At 66.1% G+C, this 18,992-nt stretch carries 19 protein-coding genes; 9 read left to right on the top strand and 10 right to left on the bottom strand.

The window, feature by feature from the left end; genetic code table 11:
* The first annotated feature begins 184 nt into the window (after positions 1 to 184).
* Complete coding sequence (locus N6C22_RS15155) at positions 185 to 961, top strand: winged helix-turn-helix domain-containing protein (protein WP_261651962.1); 777 nt, start codon at positions 185 to 187, stop codon at positions 959 to 961.
* 72 nt (positions 962 to 1,033) lie between these two features.
* Positions 1,034 to 1,612: an NADPH-dependent FMN reductase gene (locus N6C22_RS15150; protein ID WP_261651961.1), complete on the top strand. Its 579-nt coding sequence runs from the start codon at positions 1,034 to 1,036 to the stop codon at positions 1,610 to 1,612.
* A gap of 21 nt (positions 1,613 to 1,633) precedes the next feature.
* Here N6C22_RS15150 and N6C22_RS15145 read toward each other — a convergent pair whose 3' ends face one another.
* On the bottom strand, positions 1,634 to 2,344 hold the full coding sequence (locus tag N6C22_RS15145; RefSeq protein WP_261651960.1) for a hypothetical protein: 711 nt from the start codon (positions 2,342 to 2,344) through the stop codon (positions 1,634 to 1,636).
* 154 nt (positions 2,345 to 2,498) lie between these two features.
* On the opposite strand from N6C22_RS15145, the gene N6C22_RS15140 reads away from it, so the two are divergent.
* Together N6C22_RS15140 and N6C22_RS15135 are read left to right on the top strand one after the other, a co-directional pair.
* Complete coding sequence (locus N6C22_RS15140) at positions 2,499 to 3,086, top strand: thymidine kinase (RefSeq protein ID WP_261651959.1); 588 nt, start codon at positions 2,499 to 2,501, stop codon at positions 3,084 to 3,086.
* Complete coding sequence (locus tag N6C22_RS15135) at positions 3,087 to 3,689, top strand: YIP1 family protein (RefSeq protein ID WP_261651958.1); 603 nt, start codon at positions 3,087 to 3,089, stop codon at positions 3,687 to 3,689.
* 62 nt (positions 3,690 to 3,751) lie between these two features.
* Here N6C22_RS15135 and N6C22_RS15130 read toward each other — a convergent pair whose 3' ends face one another.
* A complete protein-coding gene (locus N6C22_RS15130) occupies positions 3,752 to 4,792 on the bottom strand; it encodes a site-specific DNA-methyltransferase (protein WP_261652570.1) in 1,041 nt (346 codons plus the stop codon).
* A gap of 209 nt (positions 4,793 to 5,001) precedes the next feature.
* Between N6C22_RS15130 and N6C22_RS15125 the strand changes: the two genes are divergently transcribed.
* Entirely contained in the window at positions 5,002 to 5,280 is a 279-nt protein-coding gene (locus N6C22_RS15125; RefSeq protein ID WP_261651957.1) for a twin-arginine translocase TatA/TatE family subunit, read from the top strand.
* Positions 5,281 to 5,367: 87 nt separating this feature from the next.
* The gene (locus N6C22_RS15120; protein WP_261651956.1) at positions 5,368 to 5,955 is read left to right on the top strand and encodes a response regulator transcription factor; all 588 of its coding nucleotides are present in this window, start codon (positions 5,368 to 5,370) and stop codon (positions 5,953 to 5,955) included.
* Between the two features lie 28 nt (positions 5,956 to 5,983).
* Here N6C22_RS15120 and N6C22_RS15115 read toward each other — a convergent pair whose 3' ends face one another.
* Together N6C22_RS15115 and N6C22_RS15110 are read right to left on the bottom strand one after the other, a co-directional pair.
* Positions 5,984 to 6,331 (bottom strand): hypothetical protein, encoded by a 348-nt coding sequence (locus N6C22_RS15115; protein WP_261651955.1) that lies wholly within the window; start codon positions 6,329 to 6,331, stop codon positions 5,984 to 5,986.
* 153 nt (positions 6,332 to 6,484) lie between these two features.
* On the bottom strand, positions 6,485 to 7,462 hold the full coding sequence (locus N6C22_RS15110; RefSeq protein ID WP_261651954.1) for a hypothetical protein: 978 nt from the start codon (positions 7,460 to 7,462) through the stop codon (positions 6,485 to 6,487).
* 123 nt (positions 7,463 to 7,585) lie between these two features.
* Between N6C22_RS15110 and N6C22_RS15105 the strand changes: the two genes are divergently transcribed.
* From N6C22_RS15105 to N6C22_RS15095, 3 genes are all read left to right on the top strand, one after another.
* A complete protein-coding gene (locus N6C22_RS15105; RefSeq protein ID WP_261651953.1) occupies positions 7,586 to 8,839 on the top strand; it encodes a hypothetical protein in 1,254 nt (417 codons plus the stop codon).
* A gap of 54 nt (positions 8,840 to 8,893) precedes the next feature.
* Complete coding sequence (locus tag N6C22_RS15100; RefSeq protein ID WP_261651952.1) at positions 8,894 to 9,466, top strand: redoxin domain-containing protein; 573 nt, start codon at positions 8,894 to 8,896, stop codon at positions 9,464 to 9,466.
* Positions 9,467 to 9,536: 70 nt separating this feature from the next.
* Complete coding sequence (locus N6C22_RS15095; RefSeq protein ID WP_261651951.1) at positions 9,537 to 9,998, top strand: hypothetical protein; 462 nt, start codon at positions 9,537 to 9,539, stop codon at positions 9,996 to 9,998.
* Between the two features lie 60 nt (positions 9,999 to 10,058).
* Here N6C22_RS15095 and N6C22_RS15090 read toward each other — a convergent pair whose 3' ends face one another.
* From N6C22_RS15090 to N6C22_RS15065, 6 genes are all read right to left on the bottom strand, one after another.
* Positions 10,059 to 11,618, bottom strand: a complete 1,560-nt coding sequence (locus N6C22_RS15090) for a signal peptidase I (RefSeq protein WP_261651950.1) — start codon at positions 11,616 to 11,618, stop codon at positions 10,059 to 10,061.
* A gap of 28 nt (positions 11,619 to 11,646) precedes the next feature.
* On the bottom strand, positions 11,647 to 12,240 hold the full coding sequence (locus tag N6C22_RS15085) for a SipW-dependent-type signal peptide-containing protein (protein ID WP_261651949.1): 594 nt from the start codon (positions 12,238 to 12,240) through the stop codon (positions 11,647 to 11,649).
* A gap of 198 nt (positions 12,241 to 12,438) precedes the next feature.
* Entirely contained in the window at positions 12,439 to 13,212 is a 774-nt protein-coding gene (locus N6C22_RS15080) for a hypothetical protein (RefSeq protein ID WP_261651948.1), read from the bottom strand.
* Between the two features lie 82 nt (positions 13,213 to 13,294).
* Positions 13,295 to 15,010, bottom strand: a complete 1,716-nt coding sequence (locus tag N6C22_RS15075) for a CalY family protein (protein WP_261651947.1) — start codon at positions 15,008 to 15,010, stop codon at positions 13,295 to 13,297.
* A gap of 165 nt (positions 15,011 to 15,175) precedes the next feature.
* A complete protein-coding gene (locus N6C22_RS15070; protein WP_261651946.1) occupies positions 15,176 to 16,852 on the bottom strand; it encodes a SipW-dependent-type signal peptide-containing protein in 1,677 nt (558 codons plus the stop codon).
* A 104-nt stretch (positions 16,853 to 16,956) separates the two neighbouring features.
* Complete coding sequence (locus N6C22_RS15065; RefSeq protein ID WP_261651945.1) at positions 16,957 to 18,738, bottom strand: VWA domain-containing protein; 1,782 nt, start codon at positions 18,736 to 18,738, stop codon at positions 16,957 to 16,959.
* Positions 18,739 to 18,992 lie beyond the last annotated feature (254 nt).

The raw sequence follows: 18,992 nt of genomic DNA, 5'->3' as shown, positions 1-18,992 counted from the left end.
TCGTCAGCCGACCGCCTCTCGGGACCGGGTTCGGGCGAATCGCCAGCAGTCGTGGGAGTCACCCGAACCGTTGGCCGACCGAACAGTTCGACTGAGACGACAGTTCGATAGAGACTACCATTCGGTGGCCAGATGCCGTCCATCTACCACAATAAGTATGTCAACCCATCCACTGGTAGGTGGTATGGCGGGGTTTCGGAGTGAGAATACGCTCTCGCTGGTGGCGAAGCGGCGGCGCTTCCTGTCGTCACTCGCGGACGAACCGAAGCAGAAGCCGGCGCTGGCGGAGGATTGCGGTGTCGCCAGGTCGACGGTCGACAGGGCGATCCGGGAGCTGGAGACGGCAGCGCTCGTCGAGCGTGGCGACTGCGGGTACGAACTGACCGTCTCGGGGGAGCTGGTGTTCGACGAGTTCCAGTCGTGCCAGCAGTCGCTGGACGCGATCACCGAGACCCGCGACGTCCTGGACATGCTCCCCCGGAGTGACCTCATCAACCCGGAGGTGCTGGTCGGTGCGGACGTGACCAGGGCGGATATGCACGCGCCGGACCGGGCCATCCAGGAGACGGTCGACCTCGTCTCGAACGCGGTCAAGGTCCGTGGGGTCTCGCCCGCGGCCCACGCGGCCTACGTGGAGGTGTTCGACGAGCGCATCCACGAGTCGGGGATGAACGTCCAGCTCGTGTTCACACGGGACGTGTTCACCGAACTCGCGACGACCTACGCCGAGTACATGTCCCACGGCTTCCCCGACTACGTCACCTTCTACGAGATCTCCGAACTCCCACCGCTGGGCCTGCTACTCGTCGAACACGCCGACGGCACGGAGGAGGCGAGCTTCGGCGTCTACACACCGAACGGCGTGCAAGCGGTCGTCCGGAACACACGGGATGAGGCCGTCTGCTGGGCCGAGAACCGGTTCGAGGAGTTCCGCGAACAGGCGACCGAGTTCCAGTTCTGAGCCGGACCGGTCGGTGGCGCTCGCCGGTCCGTGGACCAATTCTATTTACCGGGGGCAGCCGTCGACTGGCCTATGTCCGACGAGACCCACGTCATCGCTATCTGTGGCAGTCTTCGAGACGAGAGCTACACCCGCAACGCGCTCGAGTACGTCCTCGACGCGGCGGCGGACAGCGGAGCCACGACGGAACTGGTCGACCTCCGCGAGTACGACCTGCCGGTGTTCGACGCGGACGAGGACGAGGCTGGTGACGCTGCGAGGTTGCAAAATGCGGTCAAAGAGGCTGATGCGGTCGTTCTCGGGACGCCGATGTACCACGGCTCGTACTCCTCGCCGCTGAAGACAGCGCTCGATTACTGTGGTTTCGACGAGTTCGAGGACAAGACCGTGGGGCTGCTCGCGGTCGCAGGTGGCCACTTCCCCGTGACGGCGCTCGAACACCTCCGGTCGGTGTGTCGGGCGCTGAACGCCTGGGTGGTCCCCCACCAGGCAGTGATTCCGAGCGCCTACGAGGCGTTCGACGACGGCGACCTGGTCGACGACGGGCTCGAGAAACGCGTCCGGACGCTCGGCGAGCGTGCGGTGCAGTACGCCAACATCGAACCGGACCCGGCCTCCTTCGAGAGCCAGGAGAACGTCGGCGCAGAGTAGCGACGGTTCGACCCGGGGACGTCAGTCCGAGGTCGATTCGAGCGATTCCAGGACGGCCTGCCGGACCGTCTGGGTGTTCGGGGTGCCCCGGAGCCCGAACCGCAGGGCGATGGTGTGTTCGAGCAGCAAGAACCCTGCGAGGACGGCCAGCCCGACGACCCCGAGGTTGTCGAGCACGAGCGACGGCAGGGACGCCTGGACGGCGGCGGGTATCTTACTCACCACGAGCGCCGGTTCGAGGACGAACACGAGCCAGACCGTCGCCCCGACCGCTTCGACGACGCTGAAGCTCACGGTGCCGAGGGCGATGAGCCGCGAGAGGATGGCCTCACCCCGGAGGACGTTGTCCTCGACGGTGTGCTGTGGGACGAAGATGACCGCGAGGAACACGCCGGCGAGGGCGATACCGCGGAGACCGCCGACCGTCTGGGCGATGCGGAGCCAGACGACCCAGATGACCGCTTCGGTGATGGAGAACAGCCCGATCTTGACGACCGGGATGCGCAGGCGAATCCCGTTGGCGGTGATGTCGTTGACGAACCCCTCGAGGAACAGCCCGACGACGAGCACGATACCGGCCAGGATGGCCGCGTCGGGCGCGCCCGCGGGCAGCAGGTCGACAAGCAGCGGTTCTTCGAGGACCAGCGCCAGCCAGAGGCCGAGCGTGACGACCTCGACGAGCGTGAACGTGACCAGTCCACTCAGTAGTCTGAAGATGCGAATTACCCCCATTTCACTGAGGAGTACGCCGCGAACGAGGGTAACGGTTCGGCATAGGTTAGCAAGTATCGTGGTAGAAACCGACAACCGGTGTCGGGGTTCGTGACTCGCGCGACGACTTCGCGAATCAGCAACCCTTTTCCGGTCCCGAATCGGGCACATTCCTATGCACGCCATCACGAACAGTGGGTGGGTGGAGGTCATCACGGGGAGCATGTTCTCCGGGAAGACGGAGGAGATGCTCCGTCGCCTCCGACGCGCCGAGATCGCGGGCCAGGAGGTCGCCGTCTTCACGCCGGCGCTCGACGACCGCTACGGCGAGGACACCGTCGGCTCCCACGAGGGCCGCTCCTGGGAGGCCATCGCCATCGAGTCCGAGGGCGAGGCGATCTGGGACCTGCTCGACCACCTCAACGGCGAACAGGTCGTCGCCATCGACGAGGCGAACTTCTTCGACTCGACCCTGGTCGAGGTCTGTGAGTACCTGGCCGACGACGGCCGCCGCGTCGTCGTCTCCGGGCTGGACCAGACGTACCGGGGCGAACCGTTCGACCCGGTCCCCCAGCTGATGGCGCTGGCGGAGTACGTCGAGAAGTTCCAGGCCATCTGTGCGAAGTGCGGCGAACCGGCCACGCGGAACCAGCGGCTCGTCGACGGCGAACCGGCCCACAAAGACGACCCGACCATCCTCGTCGGGGCCGAGGAGTCCTACGAGGCGCGCTGTCGGAACTGTCACGTCCTCCGGAGCGACTAGATGACGCAGTGGACCGAGAACCCGGAAGGCGGTCGCGACCGCGGACCCGTCGCCCTCGCGAGGGCGTGGGTGGAGGTGCTGGTGCGGCCGGGGCGGTTCTTCGAGACCGGCGTCGCCCCCGGTGACCAGGCTCCCGGGCTGGTGTTCGCCATGGTCGTCGTCCTCTTCGAGGAGGCCATCCGGTTCGCGCTGGTCTCGGACGCCTACCCCGTCGTCGCGGAGAGCGAGGCGCTGTCGGCGGTCCTCTGGTTAGCGGTCGCCGTGTTACTGGTCACGCCGGCGGCGCTCCACCTCATCGCGGCACTGCAGACCCTGGTGCTCATCCCGCTCGCGAACGAGCGCGCCGGGGTGAGCGAGACGGTCCAGATAATCGGGTACGCCAGCGCTCCCTGCCTGTTCGCGGGGATTCCGGACCCGCGACTGCGGGCGATACTCGGGCTGTGGGCGGCCACGCTGCTCGTCTTCGGGCTGATGATCGTCCACGGCCTGCACTGGAAGCGTGCCGCCCTCGCGGGCGCGATTCCGGCCAGTCTCGCGTTCGGACTCGGCTTCCGGGCCTTCCACGCCATCGGCGTGTTGCTGCGCCAGTGGTACATCATCTGAGGCCAGTCGGGCCCTGAGCCGTCCTGCCTTGCCCTGCCCCGCCCTGCCCTATCTCACCCCGCCTACCGGGGCTCGTGGGTGACGCGATACCCATCGGCCGTCTCCGTGACGTCGTCGACCTCGTAGAATCGGATCTCCTTCTCCTGTTTCGTCACGACCGGGAAGTCGTAGTGTTCGGCCTCGTAGCCGGGTTCGTCGCCGTCGGCGCGGCGCGTTTCGACGAACTCGCGATGGGCGTCGAGCCGCCGGTCGACGACGGTCTCCGACCGTTCGGGCAGGTCGTCGAGGCGGTCCTCGAACGCCCCTGCCACGCCCGGGTCGAGTTCGTACCCGATGGAGTCACGACCCGACAGCATCGCGGCGAGGGTCGTCGTCCCGGTCCCCCAGAACGGGTCCAGGACGGTGTCGCCGTAGATGGAGTACATGTTCACCAGCCGGTAGGGAATCGCGAGCGGGTAGGCCGCAGAGCGGTTTCGAATCGCGTCGTCGACGTGGCGGGTCTGGACCGTGCCCGCGATGTCGGTCCAGACGTCCGAGAACCACTCGTTGCGCTCCTCCCAGAAGTACGCGCTCTCGTAGCGGCGCTCGCTGCCGGGTTCGAACTGGCGGGTCCCGTCGCCCTTGCGGAACACGAGGACGTACTCGTGTTCGAGGGTGACGTAGGCGTTGGTCGGGAGCATCCCCGACCCCATGAACTTGCTCGCCTTGTTCGTCGGCTTGCGCCAGAGCACGTCCGGCAGTGGGCGGAACCCGCGGTCGGTCATGTGCTCGACGATGCGGGCGTGGTTCGGGAACTGCGAGAAGTGGCCGTCGATGCTGCGGGTGGCGTCACCGACGTTGATGCAGACGATGCCGCCGGGGCGGACCACCCGGTCGAGTTCGTCCCAGACGGCCGCCAGTTCGTCGTGCATAAGGTCGAACGCCCGGTCGCCGTCACCGGCGGCCAGTGCCTCGCCGATGGTCGGGTTCAGGTCCGTGAAGGCCTCGTCCCACAGCTCTATCATCGGGTAGGGTGGTGAGGTGACCACGAGGTCGACCGCGGCGTCGTCGACGGCAGTCATCTCACGGGCGTCACCGACGGCGCAGACGTGTTGGCTCTCCATCGCGTGGGTCACCTCGCGGTTACACCGTCCGTGACGTAAAGGTGTGCATCCGGAGACGGCAGGCGGGCGAGGGGTTCGGCGGAACAGTGAGACACCGGTGATATGCTAACCGGTCACTCGCACCCATCACGTAAGCGAAAAAGCAGGAAAACTATCACTTACCCAATATGCTTATCTTCTCTGCAGGCGTATGTGAGGGTGATAGGATTATGACAATACCGCTGTTCATCGGGGGGATCGGTGGCCCCGAACTCATCGTCGTATTCCTGCTCGTGATTCTCCTCTTCGGGGCGGACAAACTCCCGAAGCTGGCGCGTGCGAGCGGTGAAGCGATGGGTGAGTTCCAGAAGGGTCGAGAGGAGATCGAGCAAGAGCTCGAGGAGAGTAGAAACAAGGCTATGGGAACGGACAAGGAGGTCGAGTCGGAGGTCGAAACCGACGACCTCGAGACCGAGACGGAGACCGACTCCGACGCGTCCCCGGCCTGAACGGGTAGACACACTTTTATCGACGGTTACCGGCGGCGATGACCGCACAAAGGTATAACAGGGCACACGTCCACGTACTGGTATCTCATGCCATCGGACGACAGCGAGCGCCCGTCCATCCTCATCGTCGACGACGAGGAGAAGCTCGCGAACATGTACACCCTGTGGCTTCGCGCGGACTACGACGTAGAGACGGTGTACGACGGCGAACCGGTCATCCCGAAGCTGGACGACGTGGACGTGGTGTTGCTCGACCGCCGGATGCCCGGGTACTCTGGCGAGGAGGTACTGGAACGGATCCGCGACCGCGACACCGACACGAGCATCATCCTCATCACCGCGGTCGACCCGGACTTCGACATCCTCGAACTCCCGTTCGACGACTACCTGTGTAAACCGGTCCAGCACACGGACCTCGTCTCTGCGATCGAACAGCAACTCACCGCGAGGGCACACAGCGACGACCTCCAGGAGTACATCCAGTTCGCGACCAAGCAGCGGTTGCTGGAGTTCGAACACAGCCCTCACGTCCTGGAGTCGAACACCGAGTACGTCGAGCTTCGGCGACGGGTCGACGAACTCGAAGACCAGCTTCGCCAGGACCTCGACGCGTTCGACGAGGTGCTCGAGACGTACAAGAACATCAACCGGAAACCGGGGCGGACTCACCGCTGAGTCGGCCCTCCCGCGACGGCTCCTTGTGTCAGGCCCAGCTCGGGTCGTCCGTCTCTACGACCCGGTCGCTCAACGGCGAGAACAGTGGCAGCTGCCGGGCGTACTCGTTCAGCTCGACGGTCTCGTCGTCCGGCCCCCAGTCGACGAGTTCGGCCTTCGACAGCGTCGGCAAGTGGACCCATCGAAGCGCGGTGTCTGCATCGTGTCGCCCCCACATGCGCGATTGCTGCTCACCAGTGTGTTTGGCGACGTGCTCGACCAGCTCGTCGACTGTCGTCGGTTCCCCCGTCTGCTGGAGATAGGACAGCACTCGCCTGCGAGCCGGTGAGTCGAGCGCCCGCTCGATCTCGGCCCACTCTTCGGCGAGTCCCCCCACGTTCTGCCTGTCCAAAGAAGGCATGCCCACAGTTTTTCGGTCTACAGGCATTCACACCCTGCTTTGTATGTACGGGTGTCCAAGTGCTACATGGTAACTCCTCACATGGGTGGGTGATGGGGGCGATTCGACCGACGGCACCCGCACAGGGAGTCACTCCACGAGTTCGAAGCTGTCGACCCGGCGGTCCCCGTCACGGAACCGTTCGAGGTAGTACCGGACGCCGGGCTGATGTGCCGCGCCGACGACGAGCCGGACCTCGGTCGCCTCCTCGTTGTGGTAGACCGCGTAGTCGGCCATGCGTTCGTTCCGGGCGTGGGTGACCAGTTCGAGTTCGGGGTCGTGCCGACGCAACCACTCTCGCTCGAGGGGTTGCGGGAGGAACGTGGTCTCGTAGTAGCGCTGGAGGGCGTCGAGTCTGGTCGGGTCGGCCGCGGCCTGTCGGTTCTTCCGGAACGCCTCGAACCCGGCCCCGGTCCCGAAATCCTCGTGGCTCAGGAGGAAGTCCGACGCCACGTCGCCGAGTGCCGATGCGACGTTCTCGCCGTAGTGCTCGCTGTGGTCGTGGATGAGTTCGAACGTGGCCACCCTGAACCGCGACGCCAGCGAATCGATCTCCTCGCGGACGCCGTCGAACGACGTGGGCGCGCGGTCGCCGACGTGTGCATCGCGGTCCGGGACGTGTGAGTCGAGGCCGCGCTCGGCCGACTGGGCCATCGCCCAGCGGTAGTCGTCCATCTCGCAGACCCCGAGGTCGGCGAAGTAGAGCTGGCGGATGCCCTGCTCGCAGTAGACGACCGCGCCGTCCTCGAGGGCCGCCGAGATGTGCTCGCGCAGGTAGGCACGCTCCGCGTCGGTCCCGGCGTGGGTGATGCCGTGGACGAAGAAGTCGTGGCCACCGACCGTGACGCGGGTCCCGGGGAGTCCCGTCGACGCCGCTCGGGCGGCCAGTTCGCGTCTTCGGAGGTCCTTCCACTGCGTTTTCGCCGTGAAGTACGCCTCGTGCTCGTCGGCCGCCCCGGTGAGACGAGCCAGGTCTGAGAGGCTCTCACAGGCGCGTATCGCGGCCAATAGCTCGCGGTCGCGCTCGGAGAGCGAGTCGCGGCTGTTGTCGTCCGGGGCCCAGGCCATCAGGGACACTAGCGGGCTGTGGCTATTAATCGTGTGGGTGTGTGGCACGGACGGTGCGACGGCGGTATTCGACCGCCGCCGCCGGGCGTTTCTTGACCCCACCGGTCGTAGCCGAGCTGGAAGATGTCCGTCGGGTCCCCCTCGAAGTTGAGCGAACCGGTCGTCCTGTCCCACGTGAAGCGGTCGCTGTTCCCAGAGCGCGAGGCGAGCGACTCCTACGCCGTCGTGGACACGCAGTTCACCATGGAGTCCTGGCGCGAGGACGAACCGGTCGATGCCGCGACCCGCGACGCGCTCTCCCCGTTCAACCACGTCAGGGTCGGCTCGGGCTATCCCGACCTCGTGGGTGTCGGCCCGCTTGACGACTCCCTCGTGACGGGAGCGACGGGCGAGAGCGAGACACCGCTCGTGGCGGTCGAGGCGAAGGGCTACCGCGGCGACGGCCACGTCGACGTCGAACGCGGCGTCGTCCAGGCCCACGACCGGCTGACGGACGCGAACGTGGCCTACCTCGCCGCTCCCACCGGTGCCATCACGACCGGGACGCAGATGCTCGCACGCGACCTGAACGTCGGCGTCCTCGGCGTCAGCCCGGAGGGCAGCGTCACACCCCTCGAAGTCCCACACGTCGTCGGCGCACAGTCGACGAGCGCGACGACCGCGTTGCGCTTCCAGGCGACGGCCCAGGGCGTCGCCGACCAGTCCTTCAGCCTGAACCACCCGAAGAACTACCTCGCGTACCCGCTGGCGGTGTATCTCCAGAACCCAACCGACGACCTCCTGGCGACGCACGTCGTGGGAGCGACCGATGGGGCCCGGAAGGGCGCAGCGTTCCTCGGGCTGGTCGAGGAGACGGCAGGCAAACCGGACCCGGAGCTGACCCCGCTTGGCGCGGAGGTCGTCCGGTTCGCGAAACGGGAGTACGGCGATGTGCGGGACGCACTCGAATCGTTCGCCGAGTACAAGCGCTCGCGCAAGCGGTTCATCGACGTCGCCCCGAAGTGGGGGCAACTCGCCCGCCAGATCGTCTACGAGTACCCGGCGACGACCCTGCTCGTGACCGAACTCCAGGGCCTGCACGAGGCCGGGAACGTCCGACCCAGCCTCCGGGAACTCGTCGAGGACGTGTACGACCGTCACCCCTCGTTCGCGGTCGAACTCTTCGTGAGCAGCCGCGACGAAGCCCGGAGCCGGGTGCTCCGAGACGACGGGACGGTGGACAGGGCGACACTCGCCGACGGGTCGGTGTACCAGTCGGGGACGACCTTCCAGCTGAAGGCGATGCTGTACCACGCCGGTATCGTCACCGAGCGCGGCACGGAACCGGGGAACCTCGACCCCGAGACCGACGTATGGACGCTGGTGAACCCGCTTTGAGTTTCTCGCGGTATCTCCCGGAAAGTATATTCGTGCTAACACACACTTGCACCCATGAGTGATGCTTCGGGGCTCGCAGTCGGTGATACCGCCCCCGAATTCGTGGCCCCGCTGGTCCGTCCCGGCGGTGGCACCGAACAGACCCGACTCTCGTCCCTCCTCGACGACGCACCCGTCCTGCTGTGTTTCTACACGAACGATTTCACGCCGGACTGTACGGGCGAGTGGTGCGAGTTCCGCGATTACGAGTGGTTCGACGACGCCGAAGGGAACGTCCAGATAATCGGCGCGAGCAAGTCCCGCCCGCTCACGCACAAGACGTTCATGTCCACGTTCGGCCTCGATTTCCCCCTCATCTCCGACCCCGAACTCGACCTGGCCGAGGCCTTCGACGTGAAGTACCGGACGTTCAAGCTGTTCCCGCGGTCGAAACGCTCGTGTTTCCTCATCGACCGCGACCGGAACGTCCGCTACAAGTGGGTCGGCGACCACCCGCTGGACCCGACGATGGACACGCCGCCGGTCGACGAGGTGTACCGAGCCGTACGAGACGAACTCGAAGACGCCGAGTTGAAGCCGCGCCCGGAGACCGAGGACGAACTGACCGGGGACGACTGGTCGTTCTGACCGATTTGGGTCGGATTTGGGGATTGGTTAGGGAAACTATATTTACGGGCAACGGTCTTGCCCAGAAACAATGAGCGCCCCACCTACGGTCACCGTCGAAGTCACCCCGCGACAGGACGTGGTGTTGCGAACCATGTTCTCCGGCCTCATCGCCGGCCTGTTGCTCGTCCTCGCACCCTTCGCCCTCTCGCTGACACCGGTCGCTATCGGCACGAGTCTCGAACTCACGACCGCGGTCTCGAACCCCTGGGTGTGGCACCTGATATTCTCGGTGCTGTTCGGGGGCGTCTTCGGCGTGCTCGTCCACTCGCGCCCCCTCTGGCACTACGGCCGTGGCTTCCTCGGCCCCATCGTCGGCCTCGTCTTCGGCGTCCTCGCGTGGGGTGCGGCCTTCGCACTCATCGAACCGCTCTGGTTCGTCAGCCACGGCATCGCGACGACCGAGATATTCCCCGTCTACAGCGAGATGTCCCTGGTGACCTACGCGGTGTACGGGACCCTCGTCGGGCTGGTGTCGAACGTCGTTCCCTGAGCTCGAGAGGTCACGTACTGCTGTCGTCGGCCTGCCTTCGGGTATCGCGTACGAGTTCTCTCACCGGTAGCCTCGCCTGTTGTTCTCCGCGCTCGTCGTCGTGTTGGTCGTCTCGCCACTGGTCGTGGCTGTCGCTGTCGAGGTGGCCGTCGTTGTCGTGGTTGTGGTACTCGTCGCGGTTGCAGTACTCGTCGTGGTTGTAGTACTCGTCGCGGTTGCAGTACTCGTCGCGGTTGCAGTACTCGTGTTCGTCTCCGCAGCACTCACCGAGACGTTCTCCGACTCCTCGACGGAGACGTCGACCGAGACGCGTTCCGTATCGGAGAGGACGGCGTACGTCTGGTATCCGCCGAACAGGCTGAGCCCGAAGACGGTGACGAGCGCGAGCGCCAGCACCGTCCGGCGGTCCAGACGCTCCGTCACGGTCCACTGCTCAGGCGGGGTAGGGTCCTGCCCGGTCGAAGTGGCTGCTTGCTCGGTCGAGATGGATTCCTGCGCAGTCGAGGTGGATTCCCGTGCTGTCGATGAGGGCCTGAGACGCTGCCATATCGTCCACTCCTCCGGTTCCGGAGTGTCATGGGCCGACGCTGCCGGTTCGAGGGGGTCCTCGAAGTCGAAGGTCGCGTCGTCGCCCGTCACCTCGACGATCGGTGACGGGCCGGTGGAGCCGCCAGCGTCGGTCGAAGCATCGGAGGCGACTGCAGTGTCGGTCGGTTCCTCGACAACCGGCTCCGCAGCAGCCGCCGACTGCTCGGGAGTCAGCTCCGGGGAAACTCGCGTCGTCCCTCCATCGTCTGCCCCGCCTAACGCGTAGATGGTCCCGGTGAACAGGAGACCCGCGACCGAGGCGACGGCGACGGTTACCGACAGTGGTTCGAGGCTCCGGTAGGCGATCAAGGCGCTGTAGGGAGTGTAGACGAGAAAGAGCACCAGGCTCAACCTGATGTCGTTCCGCGTCACGACGATAGTGCTCGAACTCTCTTCCACCGCCTCGCTGGCCGTGGTGGCACCGTCGGCAGCCGATTCGCCAGCTGTGGGGCCGGGTTCACCAGCCGGTGTCGCACCATCGTCACGCCGCGTCGAGTCCACGTCCGTGGTCTGTGCTGGTCCGTCAGCGCCCGTCCTGGCCGACGCTGCGAACGACCACACCTCGGTCACGAGGAGCAACGCGATGGGGCCCATGACCAGCACACCGAAGCCGGTCCTGGTGTTCGCGAAGTTCACGACGTGTCCCATGTAGGGCACGACGTGCTGGACCCTGCCGACGACATCGCCGGCTGCGACCGTCCCCGCGTCAGGGTCTTCGTTGGAGTCACCCTTCGTCCGGAATTCCAGCCCGTCGCCCGATTCTTGCACCTCGATGATGCGGTGGGTGGTCGGCGTCCCGTTCTTCCCGAACGTGATGATGTCCCCCTTCTCCAGCCGGTCCGGGTTGACCTCGTTCACGATGACCACGTCGCCCGGGCTCATCGTCGGCTCCATGCTGCCGGAGAGGACCACGAAGCCGTGGTCCGCCCCGACGGTCTGTGGCACGCTGTAGACGACGAACGGGACGAGCAACGCGAGGACGAGCACGAACGCGAGTATCTTCGCCACGCGCCGCAGCAGTGACCAGTTCACGTCCCCCACCCCCGTTCACGTGCCTGTGTCAATCTTGACATTGTCTTGTGATGAATTCGAGTCGTAGCGAGTACTCGGTCGCCCGTGCGTCCGGCGGTACGGCCCACTCCAGCCCGATTCGCCGCGGCGTCCCACCACACACCCCCAGCCCGAGGTCGACCGGGAGTTCGTCGAGGACCACCGGAGACGGATTCGTCTGGATGGCGGCGTCGGTGTCCTCCCATCGGGTGTCGCCGTCCTCGTCCCGCCAGAGCCGCAGTTCTCCGGCCGAATCGTCCGAACCCCCCGTGATTCGGAGCGCGGTCTCGACCGGCTCCGTGGCCCGCAGCGCGACCGTCATCGTTCGGGTCTCACCGGGTGTCAGCGCCAGCGGGACGTGCATGTCCGCCGAGTTGGCCCACCTCGTCGGGAAGGCGTCGCTGTCCTGGGCCGGGACGGTGAACCCGTCGTCCCGCTTGCATGCGACCCGGAGGTCGAACGAGCTGGCCTGGAGCGTGTTCCCCGGAAACGATTCTCGAGACGAGAGGAGCGCGTGGGTCGCGGCTCCACCGGCGAGTCCGGCCGCACCGAGCACTCCCGCCAGCTGCAGGACCCGACGACGCGAGCACTCCTCCGGTGTCATGCTGTGGTCACCCTCCGAGACCGTCGCTCGCCGCGGTATCGAGGCATCGGTACGCCATCGTTCCCGTGTTCGGTAGATGGGCGTATATTTAGCTCTCTCATACCGGTGGACCGTCTCGAGCAGCCAAGACGGCCGTCCAGCGACGTGGTCCGCACCGAGACCGGTAAGTCGACGCTATCGCTCGTTAGCGTGGTCATATCATCCGTCACCTCCGGCACAGTCCTCCAGACCGAGGCCGAGCGAGAACGCCACACTGTCGGACTGGATGCTGTTTCGAACGGTCCTGTCGATCGACCACGAGAGCGAGACACAGAACGACTGACCCGGCGAGAGACACCCGTCGCTCTTCCCCGGATGGACGAGCGGGCGACCGGCCGCGAGTTGCTCGCTGACCTCCGCCAGCGTCCCCTCGGCGATGTGGGTCTCCCCCATGTCGCGGTTGCCGTTGCAGCCACCAACCCCTTCGACGAGGACACCGTCGTCGTACCACAGTTCGACGTCGACGTGTCGCTGCAACTCGCCCTTGTCGGGCAACGGGTCAGGCGCGTGTTCCTCCGGTTCGTTCTGCCCGTTCTCCGCCGCTTTCGTCAGTGGGAGCGAGAGCCGGACGCGACCCGGGCGGTCGCCGAAGACCTCGACGTGCAGGACGAGCAGTCCCTCGTCTCCCGGCTTGGCGTCGGTTATCTCGAGTAACGGCCCGCTAGCCACCTCGTCTGCGGTCTGGAGGGTGGCGTCCTCGACCAGCTCGCCGTTGTACTCCTCCCGCCACGCGACCAGGAGGGCGTGCCGGGCACCGTCCGTGGCTCCCGGTGCTGGGTCGACCGATTCACCGTCGGGTGTGAGCGCCGCGCGCGAGCTGAACGCCACCTGGTCGAGGTCGAGCGCTTCGTGTACGGCCCCGACCCCCAGCCCGGTGAGGGCGACACCGCTGAGCGTGGCGATGACGCGACGGCGGCTCGATGGCTGTTGCATCGTCCCTCTACGCCCACCGGTGGCGTCGAACCACCGTCTCGGCCCGCGGTCAGGGGACCGCTCCGTGTGGGTGGTGAGACCGTCAGGGCTCGAGGTCGACCTGCAGCTCCTCGCCGCTGGTCAGCTGTACCGTGATCGCGTCCAGGTGGCCGGTGAAATCCGGCCACCAGGGGTTCCCGACGGCGACCGATATCGTCTTGACCTCCTGTGCGCCGTAGTCGATGGCCGTCGAAGCAGCCGCACTCCGCCAGTCCTCCCAGTCGAACGCGGCCGCCGACTGGAGGTCCGACAGCGTCGGTATCGTGCCGTCGGTGTAGCCGAATCCCACCCCGTACCGGTTCGCGTCGTACACGCCGAGCGTGTTCTGCGACGTTGCTCGCGTCGTCCAGCGATTCCACTGACCCGCGGGTGCGTCCACGTCCGGGTTCGCCGTCTCGGTCGCGTAGGCCGGGTCGAGCGTCAGGCGCTTGCCGTACCAGGCGTCCGGGTTCGGGTCGCTGGCCGCCCGCGTGTAGATGCTGGCGTAGAAGTTCGGGTTCGAGGGATTCGTGACCGTGTCCGACCAGGTGCGATAGGAAATCTCCTCGATATCGTCGACGGTGAACGACGGCAGGGTGTTGAACGACGCGAAGTCCGGGCCGAGGTAGAGGAAGGCCCTGTCCGCGTCGTCGAGCGAGCCCCAGGAGCCGTCGCCGGCCGCCGCCCGGTCCGTCACCGGTTCGAAGCCAGCGGCCTGCGCGTAGTCGCCCCGGAGTGTGACGTGCTCGCGGGGCGGCAGCCCGCGGCCGTCGTTGTGGCGGCACTGCTCGGTGTAGAACCCGAGGTCGAACGTCACCGAGTCGGTCTGTATCTCGTTGGCGTGGTCGACGGGGAGCCACCACGCGAACCCGAAGTACCGGGTCGTCGAGTTGGCGAAGCAGGTCCGGTCGTTCGTCCGTGGGTCGGCGTCGACCGGAATCCCGTTCCCGCTCGAGAGCACCGAGAGTACCTCGCGGAGGCTCCCCTTGGCGAGGAGCGCCTGGTCGGCGGTCAGGTCGATGGTACTCGGGGAGTCCACGTCGTGTGGCGAGGTGACCGTCTCGCCGTCCTCGTAGATGTTGTCGCCGTCGTCCTGCCAGACGGCCGCCTGGACCTCGTCGAGCAGCTCGACGACTTCGGCCTCGCCGGGGTCGTCGCCCCGCTCGTCCTTGTCGTCCGACTCCGGCTCGCTGTGCCCGTTCTCGAACCCCGCGACGAGTGTGCCCGTCAGCCAGAGGTAGCCCGGGTTGTCGAACAGGTGGACGCTCAGCGTCACCTCACCGAAGTCACCGGGTTTCACGTCGCCGAGGTCGATGAGCGGCCGCGTCAGGTCGTCGGGGACGTTCGCGAACTGGGCGCGAAACTCCCGCTCTATCCGCTCGTCGCTCCACGTGCTGTGTTGCCACCGGAGCTGGTTCCGGGTCAGAACGAGGTCCTGTTCGCCGTCACCGTCCTCGTCCGGCTGGGCCTCTGTGGCCGTCGCGTCCATGAACGCCTCGACGTCGGTCTCGTCAATGGCGAGCATCGGGTCGAGATAGGTCGGGAGGGCGTACTCGCCCTCTTCGAGCTCCCCTGGGCCGTCGACCATCCGCGCACTGGGCGCGGCGCGCGCTTCGGCCTCGCTCCAGTCGCTGTAGTGTTCTTGCCAGTCGACCATGAGGTCCAACTCGCCGGCGACGAGCCGGTTCGCCTCGAAGGTCTCCTGGTCGCTGAAGAACGCACTCGTCCCGAGACCGGCGGTCGCAGAGGCGACCCCTGCGGTCCCGAGTGCGCCCAGCATACGCCGTCGCGTGACTCTGAATCCAGCTTCTTCTGACATTGGTTGGTACCCCCATCGTGGAGAGGACCCACCGACGGAATCGAACCGTCCGCACGGGACCGCGCGAGGAGTTGGCCCCGGGGAACCACCGTGGGTCTGGTCGGCGCCGCTGGACGACGGTGGTCGTCAGGGACTGCTCCCACCCTCCGGTTGCTGCCCGGCCCCGTCGTTGTGGCGGCACTGCTCGGTGTAGAACCCGAGGTCGAACCCGACGGTGTCGGACTGGATCTCGTTGGCGTGGTCGACGGGGAGCCACCACGCGAACCCGATGGACGCGGTCGTCGAAGCCACGAAGCAGTCACGCTCCGGGTCGCCGTTCCCGGAGCCGCTGTCGTCCGGCAGGATACAGAACTGGACGTTCGAGATGGCCCTGCGGTTCCCGTTCTTGCCGGTCGGCGCGTGCAGGGCGACGTCGGTCGAGTCCCACGCGTCGGTGGTCGTCTCGTCCGCGAAGTCGTAGTGGTAGCCGCTGGTTCCGGACGAGAACGTCTGTCCATCCGGGGTCCAGCTCAGCGAATCCTGGCCGCCCTTGACGAGCACGCCGGTGACCGGGAACGACGAATCGAAGGCGAGCTGCATCGGCTGGGTACCGTCCGACCCGATGCCCTTGATGCGTATCCTCCCCGCGGACGTGTTGAACGTCTCCGAATCGCCGCCGTTCGGGAGGTTCTCCTCCTCGACCTTCATCACGGTCAGCCACTCGCCGTGGATGTCGGCGCACTCGACGATGCCCTCCTGGGGCTTCTCGTAGCGCGTGGCGGTGAAATCCGTGTTCCCGGGGTCGCCGTTGCCCCCGTCGGCCGGCTGGACCTGCGTGCTCGAACTGCTCGCCATCGGGTTCGCGTCGAGTGCGATGCCGTGGGTCCCCGACTCGAACGCGCGCAGGACGGCCTTCAGCGACCCCTGTGCGATGAGGTTCGGTTCTCCCGACTGCTGGACGTTGTCTCCTTCGGCGTCGTCGCCGCTGTACGGCCCCTCCCAGGGGTACCCGTCGCCGTCCTCGTCGGTCCCGAAGTCGTACCACATGACCGCCCGGAGCGCCTCCAGGAGTTCGACCGTCTTCGTCGAATCGGCCGAATCCTTCAGGGACCCGTCGGCGTACTGGTCCTCGTCGGGGTCGTCGGCTTCGGCCTCGTTGACCCCGTTCTCGCTGGTGAGCTCGTCGTCGAGCGAGCCGTTCATCCAGACGTAGCCAGGATTGTCACAGAGGTGGAGACTGAACGTGACCTCGCCGAAGTCCCCTGGCTTGACGTCGGTCAGGTCGATGAGTGGGTCAGAGGCCTCCGCGTCCCCGACCGTGACGTCCGTCGTCTGCCCGTGGACGTCGCCGGTGGTCCGACCCGGAGACGCCAGCGGGGAGACCCACTCCCCGTTCTGCCTGAGGAACTGTTTCATGTAGCGGCACTCGCTGCTGGACGGTATCTCGTCCTGCACCCCGTCGTCGGCGGTCCCCTTCTGGTCGGTGTCGGGAAACGACTCGACCGCCGTCTCCGTCATGAACGCGTCCTTGTCGGCCACCCAGAGCTGTGGATAGTCGGCGGTCGGAACGGGCGTGTAGCTGTCGTCATCGGGGTCGTCTCGCGTGGCCTCGACCCCCGTCTCGTCGCCCCGGCCGTCGATGTAGTGCTCCGTCCAGTCGACGAGCAGGTCGAGTTCGCCGGCCACCAGCCGGTTGCCGTCGAACGTCTCCCTGTCGCTGAAGTACGCACTGGTTCCGAATCCAGCTCCGACCGAGGCCACCCCTGTCGTCCCGAGCGCTGCGAGCACCGTCCGTCGTGAGAGTTCGAACGCGTCGTCTGACATGGCTGTCTCTCCCCCCGAAGGGAGACCCACCGACGGAGTCGAACCGTCGTGCGCCGACGTGGGTGGTGGTTCAGAGCGCGATGGGAGGGGCTGGTGGAGAGCCCTCAGGCCTGCCCGGAGCCGTCGTTGTGGCGGGCCTGTTCGGTGTAGAAGCCGATGTCGAACTCCACCCAGTCGCCCTGGATCTCGTTGGCGTGGTCGACCGGGAGCCACCACGCGAAGCCGATGGCGTTCGTCGTGGCGTCGACGAACGGCTGGCGGTCCGAACTCTCGCCGCCGTTGGGCTTCGTGGTGTCCGAGGAGTTCATGTTCTCGACCTCGGTGAAACTGCCGTCCCGGCGGTCACCGTCGAGCGGGATGCCCATCCCGCCCGCGACCTCGGTGGCGCCGTCGGCGGTGTAGCCGTTCAGCAGGTTCAGCGCGTTCCGGAGACTGCCGCGGTAGAAGCACTTCTCGCCCGCGACCGCCTGACTGATGTTCGAGAAGACCTTCTCGACCTCGTTCGTGCTGGCGGTGTACGCGTTATTGGTATCACTGGCGAGCGACTCCATGAGCGTGGTATCGGCACTGCCACCGTACGCGATAGTGAAGATCTCCGTGCCGGCGTCGCGAGCGGCCGTGGCGTTGTCCGTGGGATCGGTCCCATCGGTCGTGTCTGAATCCCCGACGGTCGGCTCACCGTCAGAGAGGATGACCATGATGGAGCTCGCATCGGACCGGCCGTTCGCGAGTTCGGACTGCGCCGTGTCGATGGCCGCCTCCATGTTGGTTCCCCCTCCGGTACTCAAGCCACTGATTGACGAGGTGACATCGCTCATCGTCGAAGTGAGTCCTTGATCGACGCTGGCAGAGTCGGCGAACGAAACCAGTCCTGCCTCTGCGCCGCCCCCGAGGGCGTTCACGAGGTTCTTCGCACCGGAGAGCGTGTTCTGCCACTTCTTGGAGGAAGAATCGTCGTTCGTGTCGCTGTCCATCGACCCCGACCGGTCGAGGACGACCATCACGTCGACCTTGCCACCCTTCCCTGACGGTTCGTAGACGTTGTCGCCGTCCTCGTCGTACCACATGAGGGTCTGGATCTCGTCGAGGAGTTCGACGGTCTTCTTCCCGTCAGAATCCGACGACTTCAGCGCGCCGCCCTCCTTCTGGTCCTCGTCCGGGTCGTTGTACTCGGGCTCGGTGATCGCCCCCTCGCCGATGAGCGGGTCGCCGTTTTTGTCCGTTGCCACACCACCCTGAAGCCAGACGTACCCGGGGTTGTCACAGAGGTGGAAGCTCAGCGTTAGCTCGCCACAGTCACCCGGCTTCACGTCGGACAGGTTGATGAGCGCCCGCGTGTCCGTGACGTTCCCGGAATCGTCGGTAACGACGGTATCCTCGTTCATCGTCCGGTGCATCTCGTCGTTGGGCCCGAAGTCGTTTTGCGGGTCGAGCACCGATTCCTTCGCGTCGACCGAACCGAGGACGCTGTTCGCCCCACACACGTTCTCGTCGCTGAAATTCTGCTGTATCCCGTTGTTGTTGACGCTGTCCGGGAAACACTCGATGGAGGTCGCGTTCTGGAACTCGGTCTTCTTCGACTCCGAAATCGCGAGCAGCGGGTTCTGGGGGTCCGGGAAGCCGTACTCGCCGTCCTGGACGGAGTCGTTCTTGCCGAGTTCTCGAACGCCGCTGATCTCGGCCTCCGACCCCCGCATGTCGACGTAGTGCTCCTCCCAGTCGACCTGCAGGTCCAGCTCCCCAGCAGTCAGCCGGTTGCCCGTGAACTCCTCCGTGTCGCTGAAGTACGCGGACGTGCCGAGTCCCGCCCCCGCGGCCGCGATACCTGTCGTCCCGATAGCCGCTAGCGCCTTTCGCCGTGAAATCTCGAAGTTCTCACCTGACATTCTCGGTCATTCCCCCCTCGGGGACGCTCACCGGCGGAGTCGAACCACCGGGAGCGCTCATCGCCCACGCCGGCGACGAGTGCTCCGGGCCTCCGTGAGTGCCACGGTACCACCATGCAGAGACAGGGACTTACCTAATTACCAGAATTGTGTCAAAACCGGTGTTTAATCGAAGTAGGCACCGTCTATCGACCCTGACAGCGCCCTTACGCCAGACTGCCGGCTCGTCGCAGTCTCTCACGGGGAAGGATGTT

Origin of the sequence: Haloarchaeobius sp. HME9146, from assembly GCF_025399835.1 — an archaeon.
GTDB lineage: Archaea > Halobacteriota > Halobacteria > Halobacteriales > Natrialbaceae > Haloarchaeobius.
The sequence above is the reverse complement of the archived record's forward strand: the minus strand, read 5'-3'. Positions and strand labels throughout refer to the sequence as shown.

Coding starts and splice junctions, on each gene's coding strand:
- N6C22_RS15155 (WP_261651962.1), top strand. CDS start 185: ATGGCGGGGTTTCGGAGTGAGAATACGCTCTCGCTGGTGGCGAAGCGG.
- N6C22_RS15150 (WP_261651961.1), top strand. CDS start 1,034: ATGTCCGACGAGACCCACGTCATCGCTATCTGTGGCAGTCTTCGAGAC.
- N6C22_RS15145 (WP_261651960.1), bottom strand. CDS start 2,344: ATGGGGGTAATTCGCATCTTCAGACTACTGAGTGGACTGGTCACGTTC.
- N6C22_RS15140 (WP_261651959.1), top strand. CDS start 2,499: ATGCACGCCATCACGAACAGTGGGTGGGTGGAGGTCATCACGGGGAGC.
- N6C22_RS15135 (WP_261651958.1), top strand. CDS start 3,087: ATGACGCAGTGGACCGAGAACCCGGAAGGCGGTCGCGACCGCGGACCC.
- N6C22_RS15130 (WP_261652570.1), bottom strand. CDS start 4,792: ATGGAGAGCCAACACGTCTGCGCCGTCGGTGACGCCCGTGAGATGACT.
- N6C22_RS15125 (WP_261651957.1), top strand. CDS start 5,002: ATGACAATACCGCTGTTCATCGGGGGGATCGGTGGCCCCGAACTCATC.
- N6C22_RS15120 (WP_261651956.1), top strand. CDS start 5,368: ATGCCATCGGACGACAGCGAGCGCCCGTCCATCCTCATCGTCGACGAC.
- N6C22_RS15110 (WP_261651954.1), bottom strand. CDS start 7,462: ATGGCCTGGGCCCCGGACGACAACAGCCGCGACTCGCTCTCCGAGCGC.
- N6C22_RS15105 (WP_261651953.1), top strand. CDS start 7,586: ATGTCCGTCGGGTCCCCCTCGAAGTTGAGCGAACCGGTCGTCCTGTCC.
- N6C22_RS15100 (WP_261651952.1), top strand. CDS start 8,894: ATGAGTGATGCTTCGGGGCTCGCAGTCGGTGATACCGCCCCCGAATTC.
- N6C22_RS15095 (WP_261651951.1), top strand. CDS start 9,537: ATGAGCGCCCCACCTACGGTCACCGTCGAAGTCACCCCGCGACAGGAC.
- N6C22_RS15085 (WP_261651949.1), bottom strand. CDS start 12,240: ATGACACCGGAGGAGTGCTCGCGTCGTCGGGTCCTGCAGCTGGCGGGA.
- N6C22_RS15080 (WP_261651948.1), bottom strand. CDS start 13,212: ATGCAACAGCCATCGAGCCGCCGTCGCGTCATCGCCACGCTCAGCGGT.
- N6C22_RS15075 (WP_261651947.1), bottom strand. CDS start 15,010: ATGCTGGGCGCACTCGGGACCGCAGGGGTCGCCTCTGCGACCGCCGGT.
- N6C22_RS15070 (WP_261651946.1), bottom strand. CDS start 16,852: ATGTCAGACGACGCGTTCGAACTCTCACGACGGACGGTGCTCGCAGCG.
- N6C22_RS15065 (WP_261651945.1), bottom strand. CDS start 18,738: ATGTCAGGTGAGAACTTCGAGATTTCACGGCGAAAGGCGCTAGCGGCT.